We start from the raw sequence: 19,488 nt of genomic DNA on the forward strand, positions 1-19,488 counted from the left end.
CCAACCACATGACAACAGCAGAATCAAAGCCCAAGCCCGTCAAGCGCCCCAAGGGCGAGGGTCAATGGGCGCTCGGATACCGCGAGCCGCTCAACCCGAACGAACAGTCCAAGAAGGACGACAACCCGCTCAACGTGCGGGCGCGTATCGAGAACATCTACGCCAAGGGCGGCTTCGACAGCATCGACAAGGGTGACTTGCGCGGCCGTTTCCGCTGGTGGGGCCTGTACACCCAGCGCAAGCCCGGGTATGACGGCACCTGGACCGGCGACGAGAACACCGACATGCTCGAAGACGAGTACTTCATGCTGCGCGTCCGCAGCGACGGCGGCGCCCTGACCGCGGCCTCACTGCGCACGCTCGGCGGCATCTCCACCGAGTTCGCGCGCGACACCGCCGACATCTCCGACCGGCAGAACATCCAGTACCACTGGATCGAGGTCGAGAACATGCCGGAGATCTGGCGGCGGCTCGACGAGGTCGGCCTCCAGACGACCGAGGCGTGCGGTGACTGCCCACGCGTCGTCCTCGGTTCACCGCTGGCCGGCGAGTCGCTCGATGAGGTGATCGACGGAACTCCCGCGATCCAGGAGATCGTCAAGCGCTACATCAACAAGCCCGAGTACTCCAACCTGCCGCGCAAGTTCAAAACCGCGATCTCGGGCCTGCAGGACGTTGTCCACGAGGTCAACGACGTGGCGTTCATCGGCGTCGAGCACCCCGAACACGGTCCAGGCTTCGATTTGTGGGTCGGCGGCGGTCTGTCCACCAACCCCATGCTGGGCCAGCGGGTGGGCGCCTGGGTACCGATCGACGAGGTGCCCGACGTCTGGGAGGGCGTGGTCAGCGTCTTCCGCGACTACGGCTACCGCCGGCTGCGGGCCAAGGCGCGGCTGAAGTTCCTGATCAAGGACTGGGGTGTCGAAAAGTTCCGCGAGGTTCTCGAGACCGAATACCTGAAGCGGCCGCTGATCGACGGGCCCGCACCGATCCCGGTCACACGCCCGATCGACCACGTCGGCGTGCAGAAGCTGAAGAACGGGCTGAACGCCGTCGGCGTCGCACCGATCGCGGGCCGGGTCTCCGGCACCATCCTGACGAAGGTGGCCGATCTGGCCGAGGCCGCGGGCAGCGACCGGATCCGGTTCACCCCGTATCAGAAGCTGATCATCCTCGACGTTCCTGACGACAAGCTCGACGAACTGCGCGACGGCCTGGACGCGCTGGGACTGCCCGCGCAGCCGTCGCACTGGCGCCGCAACCTCATGGCCTGCACCGGCATCGAGTTCTGCAAGTTGAGCTTCGCCGAGACCCGCAGCCGTTCACAGGTGCTGGTTCCGGAGCTGGAGAAGCGGCTCGAAGACATCAACGCTCAGCTCGACGTGCCGATCACCGTCAACATCAACGGGTGCCCGAACTCGTGCGCGCGGATCCAGGTGGCCGATATCGGGTTCAAGGGCCAGATGGTCGACGACGGCGACGGCCCCGAGGAGGGTTTCCAGGTCCACCTAGGGGGAAGTCTGGGCTTGGACAGCGGTTTCGGCCGTAAGTTGCGTCAGCACAAGGTGCTGTCCAGCGAGCTGGGTGACTACATCGAACGGGTCGTTCGCAACTTCGTGAAACATCGCGAGGACGGCGAGCGTTTCGCTACGTGGGCCGTACGAGCAGACGAGGCGGATTTGCGATGACAGACGTTCTGAACGAGGTTGACCTGATTGCGTTGGCGGAGCGTGGCGCCGCGGAACTCGAGGGTGCCAACGCCAACGAGCTGCTGCGCTGGACCGACGAGAACTTCGGCGGCAATTATGTCGTCGCGTCGAACATGCAGGACGCCGTTCTGGTCGACCTGGCGGCGAAGATGCGCCCCGGCGTCGACGTGTTGTTCCTCGACACCGGGTACCACTTCGTCGAGACCATCGGCACACGTGACGCCGTCGAGGCGGTCTACGACATCAACGTGGTGAACGTCACGCCGGAGAACAGCGTCGCCAAGCAGGACGAATTGTTCGGCAAGGACCTGTTCGCCCGCGAGGCCAGCGAGTGCTGCCGGATGCGCAAGGTCGAGCCGCTGTCCAAGGCGCTGCGCGGTTACTCAGCGTGGGTGACCGGCATCCGTCGTGTCGAGGCGCCGACGCGCGCCAACGCGCCACTCATCAGCTGGGACAAGGCTTTCGGACTGGTGAAGATCAACCCGATCGCGGCGTGGTCCGACGACGAGATGCAGGCTTACATCGACGCCAACGATGTGCTCGTCAATCCCCTGGTCTTCGAGGGGTATCCCTCGATCGGCTGCGCACCGTGCACCGCAAAGCCCGTCGAGGGTGCGGATCCGCGCAGCGGCCGCTGGGCGGGCCAGACCAAGACGGAATGCGGGCTGCACGCGTCGTGACGCTTGTATTGGCGGCCCACGGCAGCGTCGATCCGCGCTCGGCCGCGGTGACTCATGCCGTGGCCGGTCGCATCCGGCGGTTGCGGCCGTGGCTCGACGTCCGTGCGGCGTTCCTGGACAAATCGGACCCGAATCTGCGCGACGTGCTGACCGGCCTTCCTGACGGCGTCGTGGTGCCGTTCCTGCTGGCCGACGCCTATCACGCCCGGGTCGACATCCCCGAGATGATCGAGCAGTCGGGTGCGCGGGTCGATCAGGCGGAAGTGCTCGGCGAAGATCCCGCCCTGCTGTCCGTGCTGCGGCAGCGGCTGTCGGAAATCGGGGTGTCCCCTGAAGAGGACGGGCTCGGCGTGCTCGTGGTGGCCGTCGGCTCGTCGAACGAGGCGGCCAACGCGCGGACGGCGGACGTGGCGCGCGTCCTGAGCGCCGGAACCCGATGGGCGGGCGCCGAAGTCGCGTCCGCGGCGGGCCCACGACCGAACGTCGCCGAGGCCGCGGACCGGCTGCGCGCCAAGGGCGCCCGGAATTTGGTGATCGCCCCGTGGTTCCTGGCGCACGGCGTCATCACCGACCGAGTGGCGTCCTACGCCGCAGCTCACTCCATTCCGATGGCCGAGCCGTTGGGCTCACACAACCTGGTCGCCGCGACGGTTCTGGACCGTTTCGACGCGGTGAACGTCGTCTCCGCTGCCGCCTGACGGTAAACGCTTAACCAATCCGCTTGTGCCTACCTTGACCCTCGCGTCGCCACCGTGCTAAGCAGTTGCTCAGCATGGTGGGCGAAAACGCTCCTCATGGGCGACGAGAAAGGTCAACGATGACGCTGCAGACGGTTCTGGACGAACTCACCGCTCGGCCGGGAACGGGAGAAACGATCTCGGTCATCAACCCGGTGACCGAAGAGCCGATCGTCGAGTTCACCGACTGCGGCGCCGAGGCCGTCAACGAGGCCGTCGCGCGCGCGAAAGCGTCCTTCGAGGCGGGCGTGTGGTCGGAACTGCCCGGGCGCGCGCGGGCGAAGATCATGTGGAAGATCGCCGACCTCATCGACGAGCACGCCGACGAGATCGCGCAGCTCGATTCGCTGAACACCGGTATGCCGCTGATGCAGGCGACGCTGGGCCTGCCCAACTGCGCCGAGTTCTTCCGCTACTACGCCGGCTGGTGTTCCAAGATCAGCGGCAACGCGTACGACGTGAAGACCGCGGGCATCGCCACCGACACGTGGGTCGACATGCACACCTACACGCTCAAGGAGCCGTATGGCGTTGTGGGCCTGATCTTCCCGTGGAACGGACCCATCTTCAACGCCTGCGCGAAGCTCGCCCCTGCGCTGGCCGCGGGGTGCAGCATGGTCGTCAAACCGGCCGAGGAGACGCCGCTTTCGGCGATCCTGCTCAACCGGCTCATCCACGAGGCCGGCGTGCCCGAGGGTGTCGTCAACCTGCTGACCGGGTACGGCCACACCGCGGGCGCGGCGATCACCGCACATCCCGACGTAGAGAAGGTCGCTTTCACCGGCTCGACCGAGATTGGCAAGGAGATCGTGCGGGCATCGGCGGGCAACCTCAAGAAGGTCATGCTCGAGCTCGGCGGTAAGTCGCCGGTGCTGATCTACGACGATGCGGACCTGGAGAAGGCCATCTTCATGGCGTCGATGGGGATCTTCGTGCACTCCGGACAGGGGTGCGTGTGCGGTTCGCGCGTGTTCGTCCAGCGCGGGGTCTACGACCAGGTGCTCGAAGGCATCTCCAACATGGCGAACTTCGTCAAGCTCGGCGGACCCGACGAAGAGGGTTGCATGAGCGGTCCGCTGATCAGCGCCAAGCAGCTGACCCGGGTCATGGGCTACATCGACGAGGGCAAGTCCGACGGCGCCGAGGTGGTCACCGGCGGCCACCGGCTCGACCGCAAGGGCTACTTCGTGCACCCGACGGTGCTGACCAACGTCAACCGGGACATGCGCCTGTACCAGGAGGAGATCTTCGGGCCCGTGGTCACCGTCCTGCCGTTCGACGACGACGACGAAGCCGTCGCGATGGCCAACGACACGACCTACGGTCTGGCCGCCACGGCGTGGACCAACAACCTCAGCCGCGCGCATCGGCTGGGTAAGCGTCTGCAGGCAGGCACCGTAACGATCAACTGTCAGTTGGTGTTCGACCACGCGGTGCCGTTCGGCGGTTACCGGCAGTCGGGCTGGGGTCACGAATTCGGCCAAGAAGGTATCGACGCGTACCTGAAGACGAAGTCGGTCTGGGCTCAGCTCTGACACCAGCTATGCGCGTGGGCCGCGACTGAACGTGCCACGATGTGGCATGGCCGGTCCCCGGGGTGACGCAAGCGGTGATGCGCGCGTGCCCAGACCCACCACCGCTGATGTGGCGCGTCTGGCGAGCGTGTCGACGGCCACCGTGAGCTACGTCCTCAACGACGTCGAGGGGCACCGGATCTCCGAGCGGACCCGCGACGCCGTGATCCGCGCCGCCCAGCAGTTGGGTTACCGACCCAACCTGGCCGCGCGCAACCTGGCGCGCGGCAGGAGCGGTGCGGTGCTCTACGTGGTGCCGCGGATCGCCGTAGGTGACATGCCGTTGCAGGCGGGCAGTCGGATGACGGCCGATCTGGCACGCGCGGGGCTGCTCCAGATCCAAATCTTCGAGACCGAGGACGACAGCAACATCGTCGACGCGATCGAAAACATCGATCCCGTCGCCGTCACGAGCCTGTTCCCGCTACCCGACCGCGTCGTGAAGGCGATGAAGTCGGCGAACATACCGCATATCGAGATCGGGACGCTGCCCGCACTGGACAATCCCCCAGAATCGGTGGGCGAGATGCGAATTGACCATCTCGTCGCGCGCGGCCACCGAGCGATCGCCTTCGCCCGGGCGGGGGCCAAGCGTTGGCGCGCCCTGGGTGACTACTGGCTGGGCGGGGTCCTCTCAGCGGCCGATGCGAGAGGGTTGCCACCCGTCCGCGTCGGCGATGTCACCCACGAGAACGTCGCGGAGGTGGTCACCTCCTGGGTACGCGACGGTGTCACCGCGGTCTGCGCGCAGAGCGACGAGGTCGCGTGCCTGATCCTGTTCGGCGTGCGCGAGGCCGGGCTGACGTGCCCCGCGGATCTGGCGGTCATCGGGGTCGACGCGGCGCCCATCGGTGCGTTGAGCTCACCGCCGCTGACGACGGTCGAGTTCAACCCGACCGCGGTCGCCGACGTCGCAACCGCGGCGCTGCTCGCCGAGCTGAACTATCCGTCGCTGCCACCACCGCAGCCGGCCGACATCACTCGGCTGATCGTGCGCGCCTCGACCTGAGCAGAGGCCGGCCACCTCATCCGAGGTTGACGTACACCGCCTTGGTATTGAAGTAGGCCTCAATGCCCTTGCGGCCACGCTCGCCGCCCCAACCCGACTGCTTGTGACCACAGATCGGCATCGCGGAATCCATTGCGAGCACACTGTTCACCCAAACCTGCCCCGCCCGTAGTTCGTTCGCGACGCGGTGGGCACGACCGAGGTTCTCCGTCCAGACGGTGGCGGCCAGGCCGTAGTCGGTGTCGTTCGCGGCCGCCAGCGCCTCTTCTTCCTCATCGAACGGAATCACACAGCCGACCGGTCCAAAGATTTCCTCTTTGATAAGCCGCATGTCGGGCGTGGTGTTGGTGACGACGGTCGCCTCGTAGAAGTAGCCCTTGCGGTCCAGCACCCTGCCGCCGGTGATCACCTCGGCGCCGGCGGCCACGCCGTCGCTCACGATGCCGTGCACACGCTGACGCTGCTTCTCGCTGATCAGCGGCCCGATCACCGACGTGGGTTCATCGCTACCGCCCATCGGCAGCATCTTGGCGAACGCGGCGAGGCCGTCGACCACCTGGTCGTAGATGCCACGCTGGACGTACATGCGGGACGTGCAGGAACAGTTCTGTCCAGAGCCGGCGAGAAAGCCGAATCCAGCGCTCGCGATCGCCCTGTCGAGGTTGGCGTCGTCGAACATGATGAGCGGCGATTTGCCACCCAGCTCGAGCGTCACGCGCTTCAGGTTGCCCGCGGCCGCCTTGACGATCAGACGGCCGACCTCTGTCGACCCGGTGAATGCGATCTTGTCGACATCTGGGTGCGCGGTGAGCGCTGCACCGGCCGTCTCGCCGTACCCGGTGATGACGTTCAGAACCCCGTCGGGCAGACCCGCTTCACGGAAGATCTCCTCGAGCTTCAGCGCGGTGAGCGGTGTCTCCTCAGCCGGCTTGAGAACGGCGCTGCAACCCGCCGCGAGCGCCGGAGCCGTCTTCAGCATTGCCACGAAGAACGGGCCGTTCCACGGGATGATGAGACCGACCACACCGACCGGCTCCAACTGGGTGAAGTTGTGGTAATTGTCGTAAACACCGCTTCCGGCAACAACTTCGGATACGACATTGCTCGACTCGCCGTGGATCTTGCCGACCCAGCCTGCGTAGTACATCAATACGTCGAGCGCCACGCCGATGATGTGGCGGGCGCCGTTCAGATTCATGCCGTTGTCTTGCGCCTCGATCGCGGCAAGCTCGTCGAGGCGGTCTCGGATGATGGCTGCGGCCTTGAAGAGTACGTCCGCGCGTTGTGCCGCGGGCAGCTTGCGCCACACCCCGGATTCGAATGTGTCGCGCGCCCGGGCCACCGCCGCGTCGACGACCGCCTGGTCGGCGTCGGGGACCTCCGCGATCTGCTCTTCGGTCGAGGGGTTGTAGACCGGAATCGTGATAGTCAAGGTCCTTCATCCTTTCGCTGAGCGCTCCGATGCGCCGCTACGCGGATCCGTCTGATTAAGCGCATAACCAAGCTAGTTTATCTGGCCAGTCGGTGTCTACCAGGCGGCGGCGCCTGACTAGCAGCACGTTGCGCGCGGACCCGAACTCATCGCGGTCGACCTTCGACTCGGCCGCCAAACCGATGCATTGCCTTCGCACAGGAGTCGCGGGCGCGCCGGGGGCCGGCACTGGTTGCGGGCGACGCCGACAGGCGCGACCGAAATCGCACTCAGAATCTGCGCGACTCGAATCATGGTGTGCCGCCGAGAAGACGGCATCATCGGAGCTATGACCGTCACCAACGACCATGGGCCCGGTTTGGCTGTAGTCACACATGTACCCAGCGCGCGGCCGACCGTGGTCAGCCCCACCAGCCCGTTGGCGGACGGCTTCCAGAGTCGCTACTTCACCACGGAGGACTACCAGCGATTCCACAGCCGGGCCGCACGGTATGACACCGAGAATTCCTTCTTTGCTGAGGATTTCGCCGAAATCCTAGGCGCTGGATATCTCAAGTCTCCACTGCCGGAGCGGCTCGGCGGCGTCGGGCTGTCACTCACCGATCTGGCCCGCGAACAACGTCACCTCGCCTACTGGGCGCCAGCGAGCGCCCTCGCCCTCAACATGCATCTCTATTGGGCCGGGTCGGCGGCAGACGCCGTGGCACGCGGTATCGGTGATCTCGAGTGGCTGATACGGGACATCGCCTCGGGCGACGTGTTCGCCGCCGGACACGGCGAGCAGGGCAACGACGTGGGCCTTGATGACGCGCTGGTTCACGCGATTCCGCAGTCCGACGGGTCGTACCGCATCACCGGTCGCAAAACCTTCACGTCGTTGTCGCCGGTGTGGGATCAGATCGGGATCCACGCCCGCGACGATTCTGATCCGGACAACCCGTTGATCGTGCACACCTTCGTCGATCGCGAGACGGCCGGTGTCAGTATCGAAGAAACCTGGAATGCGCTCGGTGTGCGCGCAACAGCCAGTCACGACACCGTATTCGACGACGCACGCGCAGACCCTCACAAGACCGTTGCGATTCATCCAGTGGGCCCGAACTATCCCGATTACATCGGCCTCCTGCTGGGCTGGTACCTGCCGTTGCTGTCGAGTGTGTACGTCGGAATCGCCCGCAGGGCGCTCGATACCGCGATCCTGGGCGCCCAAACGCGGTCGTCGTTGCGTCAGGACGTCGTCAGCCACGCCGAGAAGCCGGCCGTGCAACGGCAGATCGCGCAGGCCGAGATCAAAATCGAGGCGGCGGTCGCGCTGATCGAATCCGCGACCGTCAAGGGAGTGGGCGGCCTGCCACCGTGGCGGGCGCTGGCAGCGAAGGAGTTCGCGACCGCGACGGCTCGCGAGATCGTCGACATAGCGGTCCAGGTCGTCGGGGCGTCGTCGGTGTCGAAACGTCATGAGCTCGAACGTCTTTACCGGGATGTGCGGACCGGTACTCTGCATCCGCCGAACTCGGATGCGGTGTTGGAGAGCCTCGGGGCCATCGCACTCGGGCTCGCCTGAGGTCCCGAGAGATTTAGGTTCAGGGCGAGCGAAATGCACTGTCACGACATTGCACCGGGTAGCCGACCGCCATGACTGCAGCGCACACCGACACCGTCAGCTCGACTGACCTGCGCGATCTCCTCGACTCCGCCGAACCCGCGCGGATCGTCGACGTTCGGACTCCCGCCGAGTTCGAATCCGCGCACATACCGGGTTCATTCAATCTTCCGTTGGACGTGCTGCGCTCGCACCAAGCCGATGTGGTGGAAAAACTGAATGGTGATGTCGTCGTCCTGGTGTGCCGCTCGGGTCAACGCTCTGCCCAGGCCCAGCAGATCCTGAGTTCGGCGGGCACCATCACCCGCGTGCTGCAGGACGGGATTCTCGACTGGGAACAACGCGGATACACCGTAAATCGCGGCAAGCAACGCTGGGACCTCGAGCGTCAGGTACGGCTGGTCGCCGGATCGATCGTGCTGACCTCTGTCGTGGGCAGCGTCGCTGTGCCGAAGGCCAAGTGGATCGCCGCCGCGATCGGCGGAGGCTTGACCTATGCGGCCCTGAGCAATACCTGCGCAATGGCCACCGTCCTGTCGAAGCTCCCCTACAACCGCGGCGCCGGCGAACCCGCCGAGTCACTCGTGTTGAATCTGGGCTCAGCTTCCGCCGCCACGCGGCAATAAACTCTCGCTGAGCGTAGATATCCCTCGGCCGCTTTCGAGCCGGTACTAATACTCCAATGTCCGCGCCGCTGTCTGACGACTCCTGCTGTCGCTGATCCAATCCCGTTTCGTCTCAGCAACAGAAAGTCGTTCACAGTGTCGGTGTTTGTAGATATCGCTCCCGACGAGCCGAAGGTCGACTCGCCGGCCGCCGCCGCGTCCGCGGGTAAGTGGCGCGGCAGGCTCACCCGCGCGGCACTCCCGCTGCTGTCGGTGGTCGTCTTCTTCATCGTGTGGCAGCTGGTCGCCGCCAGTGGAATATGGAACCAGACGTTCGTGCCGTACCCCAGCACGGTGTGGCGGGCCTTCATCGACGTCTCCACCACGCACGACGGAGTTCGTGGATATGCGGGCTACCTGCTGTGGGAGCACCTCTACATGACCCTGCGCCGGGTGCTCGTCGGTGTCGTCATCGGCGTGTCGCTTGGTGTACTCCTCGGCCTCGTCATGGGGTCCGTCAGCTGGGTGCGCAGCGTGCTCGAACCGTGGCTGACGTTCCTGCGTGCCCTTCCTCCGCTGGCCTACTTCTTCCTTCTGGTCATCTGGCTCGGCATCGACGAAGCACCGAAAATCACGCTGCTCGCCCTGGCGGCGTTGCCGCCCGCTGCCGTCGCGACCACCGCCGCCGTCGTCGCGGCGCCGGTGGGTCTGCAGGAGGCCGCCCGAGCTCTGGGCGCGTCGCGCACCGAGGTCATCCGCGACGTCGTCGTCCCCTCGGCACTGCCGGAGACGTTCACCGGCATCCGGTTGGCGGTCGGCATGGCGTACTCGTCTGTCGTCGCGGCCGAACTGTTCAACGGCATCCCCGGTATCGGCGGATTGGTCAAGGACGCAAGCAATTACAACAACACGCCGGTCGTGCTCGTCGGCATCTTCGCCATCGGCATCTCCGGACTTGTCATCGACGGTCTGCTTCGCGCCATCGAACGGCGCGCTGTCCCCTGGAGAGGAAAGATATGAAATTCAAGGCCGTAATCGCCGCGCTGGCCGTCGCCACCATGGCACTGGCCGGCTGCTCGGTCGACCAGCCTGGACAGGAAGCCGGCAAGCCGACCATTCGGATCGGATACCAGACTTTTCCCAGCGGCGATCTCGTCGTGAAGAACAACCGTTGGCTGGAAGAAGCCCTGCCCGACTACAACATCAAGTGGATCAAGTTCGACTCCGGCGCCGACGTGAACACCGCTTTCATCGCGAAGGAACTCGATTTCGGAGCGCTGGGCTCCAGCCCGGTCGCCCGCGGGTTGTCGGCACCGCTGAACATTCCGTACAAGGTCGCGTTCGTCCTCGACGTGGCCGGCGACAACGAGGCACTGGTTGCACGTAACGGCACGGGTATCGACACGATCGCGCAGCTGAAGGGCAAGCGGGTCGCCACGCCATTCGCCTCGACGGCCCACTACAGCCTGCTGGCCGCCCTGGCTCAGAATGGGCTGTCCCCCAGCGATGTTCGTTTGGTCGACCTGCAGCCGCAGGCGATCCTGGCGGCATGGGATCGCGGCGACATCGATGCGGCGTACACCTGGTTGCCGACCCTGGACGATCTGCGCAAGAGCGGTAAGGACCTCATCACCAGCCGTCAACTGGCCAAGGACGGTAAGCCGACATTGGATCTGGGTGTGGTTTCCGACGAGTTCGCCACGGCTCATCCGGAGGTCGTCGACACCTGGCGCCAGCAGGAAGCACGTGCCCTGACGTTGATCCGCGACGATCCGGCCGCTGCCGCCAAGGCTGTCGCCGCCGAGATCGGCCTGTCACCAGAAGCAACCGAGGGTCAGATCAAGCAGGGTGTGTTCCTGACGCCTGAACAGGTCGCCTCTCCGGAATGGCTTGGCGCCGAGGGCGCTCCGGGCAACATCGCGGTGAACCTGCAGAGCGCGTCGCAATTCCTGGCTGATCAGAAGCAGATTCCGTCGGCGGCACCACTGCAGACGTTCCAGGATGCGATCTACACCAAGGGGCTGCCCGGTGTCCTCAGTCAGTGAGCTGAAAAGCATTGCCGAGCAGGACAACAACGCGGCGATCCGGATCGCCGGGGTGTCCCATCGCTACGGCAGGGGGAACAGCGAGGTCACCGCGCTTGGTCCCGTCGATCTCAGCATCGATCCCGGGTCGTTCCTCGTCTTGGTCGGTGCGTCCGGCTGCGGCAAGAGCACGCTGCTGCGTCTACTCGCCGGCTTCGAATCACCCAGCGAAGGCCGGGTGCAGGTGTCGGGTACTGCGCCGACGCCCGGGGTGACGGCGGGTGTGGTGTTCCAGCAGCCGCGGCTGTTCCCGTGGCGCACGGTAGGCGGAAACATAGACCTCGCACTCAAGTACGCGAAGGTGCCACGGGAACGCCGATCCGATCGACGTGACCAGCTGCTCTCCCGGGTTGGCCTGGAAGGTACCGCCGACCGCAAGATCTGGGAAATAAGCGGCGGCCAGCAACAGCGCGTCGCGATCGCCCGCGCGCTGGCCGCTGAGACACCGCTGTTCCTGCTCGACGAGCCGTTCGCCGCGCTCGACGCGCTCACACGGGAGCGGCTACAGGAGGACGTCCGCCAGGTCAGCGCCGAATCGGGCCGCACCACCGTGTTCGTCACCCACAGCGCCGACGAAGCCGCGTTCTTGGGATCGCGGATCGTGGTGCTCACGCGCCGACCCGGGCAAGTGGCGCTGGATCTTCCGGTCGACCTCCCCCGCACGGGCATCGACGCCGACGAACTACGCCGCTCGCCCGAGTACACGGCGATTCGCACCGAGGTGGGCCGCGCGGTCAAGGCCGCGGCGGCCTAGTCGCGCTCCACCAAAAGCGTTCGCGACATGTACACCAGGGTTGTGGTCGGCGGCCGCTGCACGACCCTGGTGTACATGTCGGGAGAATTAGAGCGTACTTCAGAAGGCACTCCCCGACGCCTCCGGACGCTTTGGCACGCCCGTGTATTCGGGATTGGGCGGGACCGACAACGCGATCCCGATGCGGTTGGTGGCCCCGATAAAGGCCGCGATCGAGATCCCCTCCAAAATCTCGTGGTCGTCGAGGCCGAGTTCCCGCAGCCGTTGGATGTCGTCGTCGCGAATGGACTGCGGATCTCCGTTCACGGCGACAGCGAGATCGGCTAGGGCACGTTCGCGGTCGGTGAGCTCGGCTACCTGATGGTGGTCGATCGCCACCCGTTGTCCGAACGACCAGTCCCGAGCGACCTTACCCAGCTTGTTGGCGTGGTTGGTATGGCAATAGGCGCAGCGATTTTCGCCTGACACGACCGTGGCGATCACTTCCCGCTCCCTGATCGTCAGACCGCCCCGTCCACCGACACCCAACAACGGCAGCAGGTAGCCGTTCAGCCGCGCCAAGTCCTGCTCGTTGAGTGACAGCGCACGAAACCAGTTGGAGGTGAGTCCCTCGTCGCGCTGCTGGCCTTCGAAGAAGTTACGGACTTCCGCCTCCCGCAGCTCGTCCAGTTCCGGCACGCGTAGACGCGAAATGCGTTGGGGCGATATCGATTCAGTGCCGTTAGTTGTTGTCGTAGTTGTTGTCGTCATAGCGGACGACGATGGTCTCCTTTGCGCGCCCCGCGCAAGCCTTCCTACATCGCCGATGACAAGCCTTGTGCGAACTGTCGCGCCGTGTACCCGCGTCCCCGTCTATAAGACTCACGATGACTCCAGATGTGGTCAATCGACCCGCCTCGCCCTAGCGTCCAGTCAACCTATCGACTCTTTCCATCGAAGGATGGCCTTCTCATGTCCGAAATCATCGACGCGCCCGATTCGCTGAGAGATGATCCACCCGCACCAGCACGCCAGCTGCGCGGCAATCTCGGGGTGGCATCCATCGTCTTCCTGGTGGTGGCCGCCGCCGCACCGCTTGGTGTGATCGGTGGCGTCGTTCCGCTGGGCCTGGCCTCGGGCAACGGAGCCGGCTTCCCGGCGACATTCATCATCTCGACCATCATTCTGCTGCTGTTCGCGGTCGGATTCACGGCGATGACCCCGTTCGTGGAGGAGGCCGGCGCGTTCTTCTCTTACGTCCGAAAGTCGCTGGGGCTCCCCGCGGGTATCGGCATCGCCTTCGTCGCGATAGTCAGCTATGTGGCGCTGGAAGCCGGTGTCTACGGCCTGCTGGGACCCGCGGGGACCGCGGTGGTCGAACTGTTCGGCGGACCGGCGTTGCCGTGGTGGCTGTTCGCGGCGCTCGCCTTCGCCGTCGTGACGTTCCTCGGTTACCGCAACATCGAACTGTCGAGCAAGGTGCTCGGGGTACTGCTGAGCGCTGAGATCGCGATCGTCGTCGTCCTCGATCTCGTCATCGTCGCCCGCGGCGGCGACCACGGACTGTCGACGGGGATCATCAACCCCAGCGCCATCGTGTCCGGGTCGCTGGGCATCGGACTGCTTTTCGCGATCATCAGTTACGTCGGCTTCGAAGCGACAGCCATCTATCGCGACGAGGCCCGCACACCCGAGCGGACCATTCCGCGCGCCACCTACGTCGCATTGATCCTGATCGGCGTGTTCTATGCGGTGACCAGCTGGGCGCTGATCTCCGGTTGGGGAGACGACGCGGCGGTGGCTCACGCCACCGACTCCGGCGGCACATTCCTCGGCGACACCGCGTCGCGCTACATCGGCATCGTCGGCGCCGACATCATCACCGTGCTCTACTTCACCAGCCTGTTTGCCTGCATCCTCGCCTTCCACACGATCGCCTCGCGCTACCTCTTCGCCCTGTCGCAGCGCGACGTCCTGCCGGCCTCGTTGAGCCACCCACATGTCAAACACGGCTCGCCACACAAGGCGTCGCTGTGGATCTCGGGTGTCGTCGCGATCAGTGTCATCCTCGCCGTGGTCTTCCAGCTCGACCCGGCCGCGCAGTTCTATACCTGGTTCGCGGGCGCCACCACCGTCGGAGTGATCGTGCTGCTCATCGCGACCAGCGTCGCGGTCCTCGTGTACTTCGGCAAGGACCGGCGCGGTCATTCGCTGTGGCGGGTCCGCATCGCCCCCGCGCTCGGGCTGATCGGGCTGCTGGGCTCGCTGGTGCTCATCCTCACCAATCTCAGCACCTTGGTCGGCGGCTCCAGCATTCTGGCCTGGGTCATCATCGGACTTCTCGTCGCGGCGTTCGTAGTTGGCGTCGTCGTCGGGACGAGGGTGCGTGACAACACCGCCGTGACGTCATGACATACACCGTGGACGCGCCGGCGCCGCAGGCCACCACCACGGCGAGGGAGCGGGAACTGCGCCACGCCATCGGTGATGGCTCGCTCGCCGAGATCGAGGTGGCATGGGCTGATCCGTTCGGCCATGCGCAGGGCAAGCGGATCCCTGCGTCACAATTCCTGAATCGCGCGCTCGGCAGTGGGTTTGCCTTCTGCGAAGCGTCTTTGGGTTGGAACACCGAGGGCACGGTCGTCGAGTCGCTCGATCTCACGAACTGGGTCGGTGGGTACCCCGATGTGTTCGCGGTGCCCGATCTGACGACCTACCGACCATTGCCGTGGCGGCCGCGGGTGGGTCACGTGATCTCCGACATCGTCGCCCACGACCGCAGTCCGTCGCTCCTCGACCCGCGTGCGGTCCTTCGGAAAGTGTTGGCGCGGCTCGCATCGCTGGGCTACACCGCGAAGATCGGCGTCGAGTTCGAGCTCTATCTACTCAACGCCGACGGATCGCCGTTCCAGGACGACATCCACGCCTACTCGCTGGAAAACGCCAACGCTCTTGATCCGCTGCTCACCGATCTCTACCAGACGCTCAGCGCCTTTACCCGTCTCGAAGGCATTCAAACCGAGTACGGCCCCGGCCAGATCGAGACCAATCTCGTCTACACCGGTGCGTTGGAGGCCGCAGACGATGCGGTGCGGCTGAAGTACGCGGCCAAGGAGGTGGCCCGAAAGCACGGCAAGATCGCCAGTTTCATGGCCAAGCCGTTCACCGAGCACTCCGGCAGTTCGCAGCATCTGCACATCTCGCTCTGGCGCGACGATGAGCCGGTCTTCGCCGCCGACGACGGCGCCGAGAACCAGACGACCCTGCACGCGATCGCCGGCCTGCTCGAGCACCTTCCGTCGATCACGTTGTTCGGGGCGCATACCGTCAACGCGTACCGGCGCTTCATCCCCGATTCGTTCGCACCGGCGACGGTCACGTGGAGCCGCGACAACCGCAGTGCCGCCGTGCGCTCCCTGGTGGAGTCCGACCCGTCGGCCACGCGTATCGAATTGCGCAGCGGCGCCTCGGACGCCAACCCGTACTGGTTGATCGCATCGGCTTTGGCTGCGGTGATCGCGGGCCTGGAGGCGAAGGCGACTCCCCCGCCGGCGCAGGGCGGCAACCTGTACACCAAGGGTGCCCCGCTACCCGAATCACTGGGTGTGGCACTGGAACTGGCCACCCGGGACGACACCATCGCTGAGATCCTCGGCGCCGATTCGGTGCGCGACTTCGCGGCGTTGGCCCGCAGTGAGTGGGTGGAATACTCGAGCGAGGTCAGCGACTGGGAACGCAAGCGCTACCTGGCCCGCTCGTGAGTGCAGCACGTTTCGGGGTGTGGGCCCCGGTGTACGGCAATCACGGTGCACGCCTGCATCCGCAGGACGCTCCGGACGCGAGCTACCGCCGCACGCGCAATCTGCTGTTGCGTGCCGAAGCGGCGGGGTTCGACTCGACGCTGCTGGCACAGCACGTCATCCACCCGAGCAACACCGAGGACGACGTCCTCGAAACGTGGTCGACGATTGCGGCGCTCGCCGAGGCCACGTCACGCATCGAGTTGATCGGCGCGGTCAAACCACTGCTGTTCAACCCGCTGGTGTTCGCGAAGATCGCCGCCAACGTCGCCGACATCGCGGACGGGCGGCTGTCCGTCAACCTGGTCACCGGGTGGTTTCTGCCCGAATTGGAAGGCCTGGGACTGAATCCGCTCGAACACGATGACAGGTACGCGTACTCGCGTGAGTGGTTGGCGACCGTCATCGAACTATGGGCCGGCAAGCACGTCGCGATCGGTGACCGCGGCGGCCACCCGGCCGTCATCCGGCCCGCGCCGGCAGACCCACCGCCGCTGTACGTCGGCGGCGAATCCGAACCCGGCCGGGCGCTGGCGGCCGAATACGCCGACGTATTCTTCATCAACGGCCGTCCACTGCCCGAAACCATCGACGTCATCGAGGATCTGCGCGCCCGTCCGCGAGCGGGTGCGCCTCTTCGATTCGGACTGTCCGCCTTCGTGATCGCGCGTGAGACGGAGGCGGAGGCGTTCGCGGAACTCGACTATCTGCAGGCCCTCAGCGACGCGGAGAGCCGGCCCGAGATCTCCGGTGGCACCGACCCGAAGACCCAGATGTACAAGGTGTTGTCCGGCACCAAGCGCATCGGTTCCAACGGCGGGACACTGGCCGGCCTGGTGGGCAGCTACGACCAGGTGATCGAGCGCATCAACGTGTTCCACGAGGCCGGTGTCGAACTGTTCATGCTCCAGTTCCAGCCAATCGAATCGGAGCTGGACCGATTCGCGGACAAGATCATCCCCCACTTCCGATGACCATGGAGCTGATGTGACCGTCACTCGCGAACCTGTTGCACCGCGCGGACCGTTCGCCGCCGAGCCGCTCGACGGGTCGGTCACCGAACGTCTGGCGCGACTGTCCGACGTCATCGCCTCGTTGCGCAACGACGACCCCGCCGCCGAACGCAACCGCGTCCTGCAGTACGGCGCTGTCGAGGCGATCCGGCGCACCGGTGTGCTCGCGCTGCGGGTGCCGACGGAGTTCGGCGGGCCGGGCGGCAAAGTGCGCGATGTGCTGAGCGCGGTCATCCAGATCGGCCGCGGCAGTTCGAATGTCGCCCAGGCCCTGCGGGCACACTTCGGTTTCTCCGAGCGTCTGCTGAGCAACCGTGCGATACCCGGCGAGCGCGCGGAGTGGTTCCCGCGGGTGAACGCAGGCATCGTCGTCGGCAACGCGATCACCGATGGGGCGGGCAAAGCACCGTCGAGTGCCGACACCAAGGTGCTTCCCGATACCGCGGGCGTACTGCGGCTCAACGGTTACAAGTTCTACTCGACCGGCACGCTGTTTGCGGACGTCATCGCGGTGTCGGCGTTGGACGCCGACGGCCGCGACGTGCAGGCGATCATCCCGGTGGACCGCACCGGCGTCGAATTGTTCGACGACTGGGACGGATTCGGCCAGCGCACCACTGCGAGTGGCGGAACACGGTTCATCGAGGTCGAGGTTCGCGCCGAAGAGGTCGTCACCGTATCCGAAGGCGATACGCTCGGCCACGGAACAGCGTTCCTGCAGCTCTACTTGGCGTCGGTGGCGGTCGGCATCGCGTACGCGGTGTTCGACGACGCGGTCGACTACGTCCGCACCAAAGCGCGCCCCGCGTCGCACTCGGTGGCCGACAGTGCGGCCACCGATCCCTTTGTCCTGCAAGCCGTCGGGGACATCTCGGCATCGGCGTCCTCAGCCGAGGCCGTCGTGTTGGCGGCCGCCGATGCGATCGACCGTCTGGTCAACCAGGGTCTGCAGCACGACCAGGACGCTGTCGCCGACGTCGCCGTCACGGTCGCGAAGGCTCAGTTGGTGGCCGAACGATTGACCATCGCGGCGGCGGAGCGGTTGTTCGACACCGGCGGCGCATCGGCGACCGCCCGCGCGCTGAACCTGGACCGTCATTGGCGCAATGCCCGCACCGTCGCCACGCACAGCCCATTGGCGTACAAGGCCCATGCGGCGGGCAACTACGCGGTCAACGGAGTCCGGCCACCTGCCAACGGCTACTTCTGAGCTAGCCGCCGCAGCCGCCGCATCCCCCACCGCTGTTGCCCCCGCCGCGACCGGCCGACCATCGCTTGGTGCGTTCCTCTTGCTCCTCTGGAGACAATCCGTTGAACCGACGCGAGTAGTAGACGGACGCCGCAATGGCGACGGCCGCAGCCGTCAACAGGATGATGCTCCCGAGGACCGCGTCGCTCATGGGCGGATCTTAGGCGCGCGGGCTCAGCCCGCCAAGAGGAGTCAGGCCGTGGTCAGCGATTCGTCCTCGTCGGCTTCGTCGGCTGCGGGGATGTCGGTACCGCCGGGAAGCGCGGGAACACGCGTCGCACGCACATACACCGTGTCACCCTCTTTGAGCCCCAGCGCCTCGGCGTCGCCGCGCGTGATCTGCGCCGTGAACGGGGTTTTGTCGGCCGCGCTGGTGAGCTCCACGCGAACCTCGAAGCCCAGCATGACAATTCGGTCGATGGTGGCCCGCAGCACGCCCGTCGTCTGAACGGAATCATCACTGCCTGCGATCGCCATATCCGGATTTCGGCCGACACGGATGTCGTGCGGGCGGACCAGGCTGCCGTTCAGCGACGAAACCGCGCCGAGGAACGACATCACGAATGCGTTGGCCGGCTTGTCGTAGACGTCGGTAGGTGAACCGACCTGCTCGATCCGGCCCTTGTTGAGCACCGCGATCCGGTCGGCGACATCGAGGGCCTCCGCCTGATCGTGCGTCACCAGCACGGTGGTGACGTGAACTTCGTCATGCAGCCGGCGCAACCACGCCCGAAGGTCCTCGCGCACCTTGGCATCCAGGGCTCCAAATGGCTCGTCGAGCAGCAACACCTGCGGGTCGACCGCGAGTGCCCGCGCCAGCGCCATGCGCTGACGCTGCCCACCGGAGAGCTGATTGGGGTAGCGAGTTTGGAAACCTGCCAGCCCAACGACTTCGAGGAGGTTGTCGACCTTCTCCGTGATCTCTGTCTTCGGCTTCTTACGGATCTTCAACCCGAAGGCGACATTGTCGCGCACGGTGAGATGCTTGAACGCCGCGTAGTGCTGGAACACGAAGCCGATACCGCGACGCTGGGGCGGCACACCGGTCACGTCTGCGCCGTTGATGGTGACGGTCCCGGTGTCCGGTTGATCGAGGCCCGCGATCGCCCGCAGCAGCGTCGATTTTCCCGACCCGCTGGGTCCGAGCAGCGCCGTCAAGGAACCCGCCGGCACGTCGAAATCGATGTTGTCCAGAGCAGCGAAGTCGCCATAGTGTTTATTGGCGCCCCGCACGGTGATCGCGTTCGTCATGTCAACGTC

Annotated in this window: 18 protein-coding genes; 14 read left to right on the plus strand and 4 right to left on the minus strand. The window is 65.6% G+C overall.

Annotated elements, in window-relative coordinates; genetic code table 11:
- The first annotated feature begins 8 nt into the window (after positions 1-8).
- From ACIA48_RS26650 to ACIA48_RS26670, 5 genes are all read left to right on the plus strand, one after another.
- Positions 9-1,688: a nitrite/sulfite reductase gene (locus tag ACIA48_RS26650; RefSeq protein WP_396738747.1), complete on the plus strand. Its 1,680-nt coding sequence runs from the start codon at positions 9-11 to the stop codon at positions 1,686-1,688.
- A complete protein-coding gene (locus tag ACIA48_RS26655) occupies positions 1,685-2,389 on the plus strand; it encodes a phosphoadenylyl-sulfate reductase (protein ID WP_396738749.1) in 705 nt (234 codons plus the stop codon). The genes ACIA48_RS26650 and ACIA48_RS26655 overlap by 4 nt, the downstream gene beginning before the upstream one ends.
- Positions 2,368-3,087, plus strand: coding sequence for a sirohydrochlorin chelatase (locus ACIA48_RS26660; RefSeq protein ID WP_396738751.1), 720 nt, complete (start codon positions 2,368-2,370; stop codon positions 3,085-3,087). The genes ACIA48_RS26655 and ACIA48_RS26660 overlap by 22 nt, the downstream gene beginning before the upstream one ends.
- 119 nt (positions 3,088-3,206) lie before the next feature.
- Positions 3,207-4,661: an aldehyde dehydrogenase family protein gene (locus tag ACIA48_RS26665; protein WP_396738753.1), complete on the plus strand. Its 1,455-nt coding sequence runs from the start codon at positions 3,207-3,209 to the stop codon at positions 4,659-4,661.
- 46 nt (positions 4,662-4,707) lie between these two features.
- On the plus strand, positions 4,708-5,709 hold the full coding sequence (locus tag ACIA48_RS26670) for a LacI family DNA-binding transcriptional regulator (protein ID WP_396738754.1): 1,002 nt from the start codon (positions 4,708-4,710) through the stop codon (positions 5,707-5,709).
- A gap of 16 nt (positions 5,710-5,725) precedes the next feature.
- On the opposite strand, the gene ACIA48_RS26675 is transcribed toward ACIA48_RS26670, so the two are convergent.
- Positions 5,726-7,141, minus strand: a complete 1,416-nt coding sequence (locus ACIA48_RS26675; protein ID WP_396738756.1) for an aldehyde dehydrogenase family protein — start codon at positions 7,139-7,141, stop codon at positions 5,726-5,728.
- A 328-nt stretch (positions 7,142-7,469) separates the two neighbouring features.
- Here ACIA48_RS26675 and ACIA48_RS26680 point away from each other — a divergent pair, with 328 nt between their 5' ends.
- The 5 genes from ACIA48_RS26680 to ACIA48_RS26700 all read left to right on the plus strand — a co-directional run bounded on the left by ACIA48_RS26680 (position 7,470) and on the right by ACIA48_RS26700 (position 12,187).
- Positions 7,470-8,705, plus strand: a complete 1,236-nt coding sequence (locus tag ACIA48_RS26680; RefSeq protein ID WP_396738758.1) for an acyl-CoA dehydrogenase family protein — start codon at positions 7,470-7,472, stop codon at positions 8,703-8,705.
- A 71-nt stretch (positions 8,706-8,776) separates the two neighbouring features.
- Positions 8,777-9,370 (plus strand): rhodanese-like domain-containing protein, encoded by a 594-nt coding sequence (locus tag ACIA48_RS26685; protein WP_396738760.1) that lies wholly within the window; start codon positions 8,777-8,779, stop codon positions 9,368-9,370.
- Positions 9,371-9,505: 135 nt separating this feature from the next.
- A complete protein-coding gene (locus ACIA48_RS26690; protein ID WP_396738762.1) occupies positions 9,506-10,369 on the plus strand; it encodes an ABC transporter permease in 864 nt (287 codons plus the stop codon).
- Complete coding sequence (locus tag ACIA48_RS26695; protein WP_396738764.1) at positions 10,366-11,394, plus strand: glycine betaine ABC transporter substrate-binding protein; 1,029 nt, start codon at positions 10,366-10,368, stop codon at positions 11,392-11,394. Before ACIA48_RS26690 ends, ACIA48_RS26695 begins: the two co-directional genes overlap by 4 nt.
- Positions 11,378-12,187 carry an ABC transporter ATP-binding protein gene (locus tag ACIA48_RS26700; RefSeq protein WP_396738766.1) on the plus strand — a complete coding sequence of 270 codons (810 nt, stop codon included), beginning with the start codon at positions 11,378-11,380 and terminating at the stop codon, positions 12,185-12,187. Before ACIA48_RS26695 ends, ACIA48_RS26700 begins: the two co-directional genes overlap by 17 nt.
- 99 nt (positions 12,188-12,286) lie before the next feature.
- Here the strand turns inward: ACIA48_RS26700 and ACIA48_RS26705 are convergent, their stop codons facing one another.
- Positions 12,287-12,937: a peroxidase-related enzyme gene (locus ACIA48_RS26705; RefSeq protein WP_396738768.1), complete on the minus strand. Its 651-nt coding sequence runs from the start codon at positions 12,935-12,937 to the stop codon at positions 12,287-12,289.
- Positions 12,938-13,138: 201 nt separating this feature from the next.
- Here ACIA48_RS26705 and ACIA48_RS26710 point away from each other — a divergent pair, with 201 nt between their 5' ends.
- Genes ACIA48_RS26710 through ACIA48_RS26725 form a run of 4 tightly spaced genes read left to right on the plus strand, consistent with a single transcriptional unit; the run spans position 13,139 to position 18,189 of the window.
- Positions 13,139-14,578: an APC family permease gene (locus ACIA48_RS26710; RefSeq protein ID WP_396738770.1), complete on the plus strand. Its 1,440-nt coding sequence runs from the start codon at positions 13,139-13,141 to the stop codon at positions 14,576-14,578.
- Entirely contained in the window at positions 14,575-15,927 is a 1,353-nt protein-coding gene (locus ACIA48_RS26715; RefSeq protein ID WP_396738772.1) for a glutamine synthetase family protein, read from the plus strand. The genes ACIA48_RS26710 and ACIA48_RS26715 overlap by 4 nt, the downstream gene beginning before the upstream one ends.
- On the plus strand, positions 15,924-16,940 hold the full coding sequence (locus ACIA48_RS26720; RefSeq protein WP_396738774.1) for an LLM class flavin-dependent oxidoreductase: 1,017 nt from the start codon (positions 15,924-15,926) through the stop codon (positions 16,938-16,940). The genes ACIA48_RS26715 and ACIA48_RS26720 overlap by 4 nt, the downstream gene beginning before the upstream one ends.
- Before the next feature lie 13 nt (positions 16,941-16,953).
- A complete protein-coding gene (locus ACIA48_RS26725) occupies positions 16,954-18,189 on the plus strand; it encodes an acyl-CoA dehydrogenase (protein WP_396738776.1) in 1,236 nt (411 codons plus the stop codon).
- Between the two features lies 1 nt (position 18,190).
- Here ACIA48_RS26725 and ACIA48_RS26730 read toward each other — a convergent pair whose 3' ends face one another.
- Together ACIA48_RS26730 and ACIA48_RS26735 are read right to left on the minus strand one after the other, a co-directional pair.
- Positions 18,191-18,379, minus strand: a complete 189-nt coding sequence (locus tag ACIA48_RS26730; RefSeq protein WP_396738778.1) for a hypothetical protein — start codon at positions 18,377-18,379, stop codon at positions 18,191-18,193.
- A gap of 41 nt (positions 18,380-18,420) precedes the next feature.
- Positions 18,421-19,479, minus strand: coding sequence for a sulfate/molybdate ABC transporter ATP-binding protein (locus tag ACIA48_RS26735; protein WP_396738780.1), 1,059 nt, complete (start codon positions 19,477-19,479; stop codon positions 18,421-18,423).
- Positions 19,480-19,488: the final 9 nt, after the last annotated feature.

It is taken from the genome of Mycobacterium sp. NPDC051804 (assembly GCF_044452905.1).
In the GTDB taxonomy this organism is placed as follows: domain Bacteria; phylum Actinomycetota; class Actinomycetes; order Mycobacteriales; family Mycobacteriaceae; genus Mycobacterium.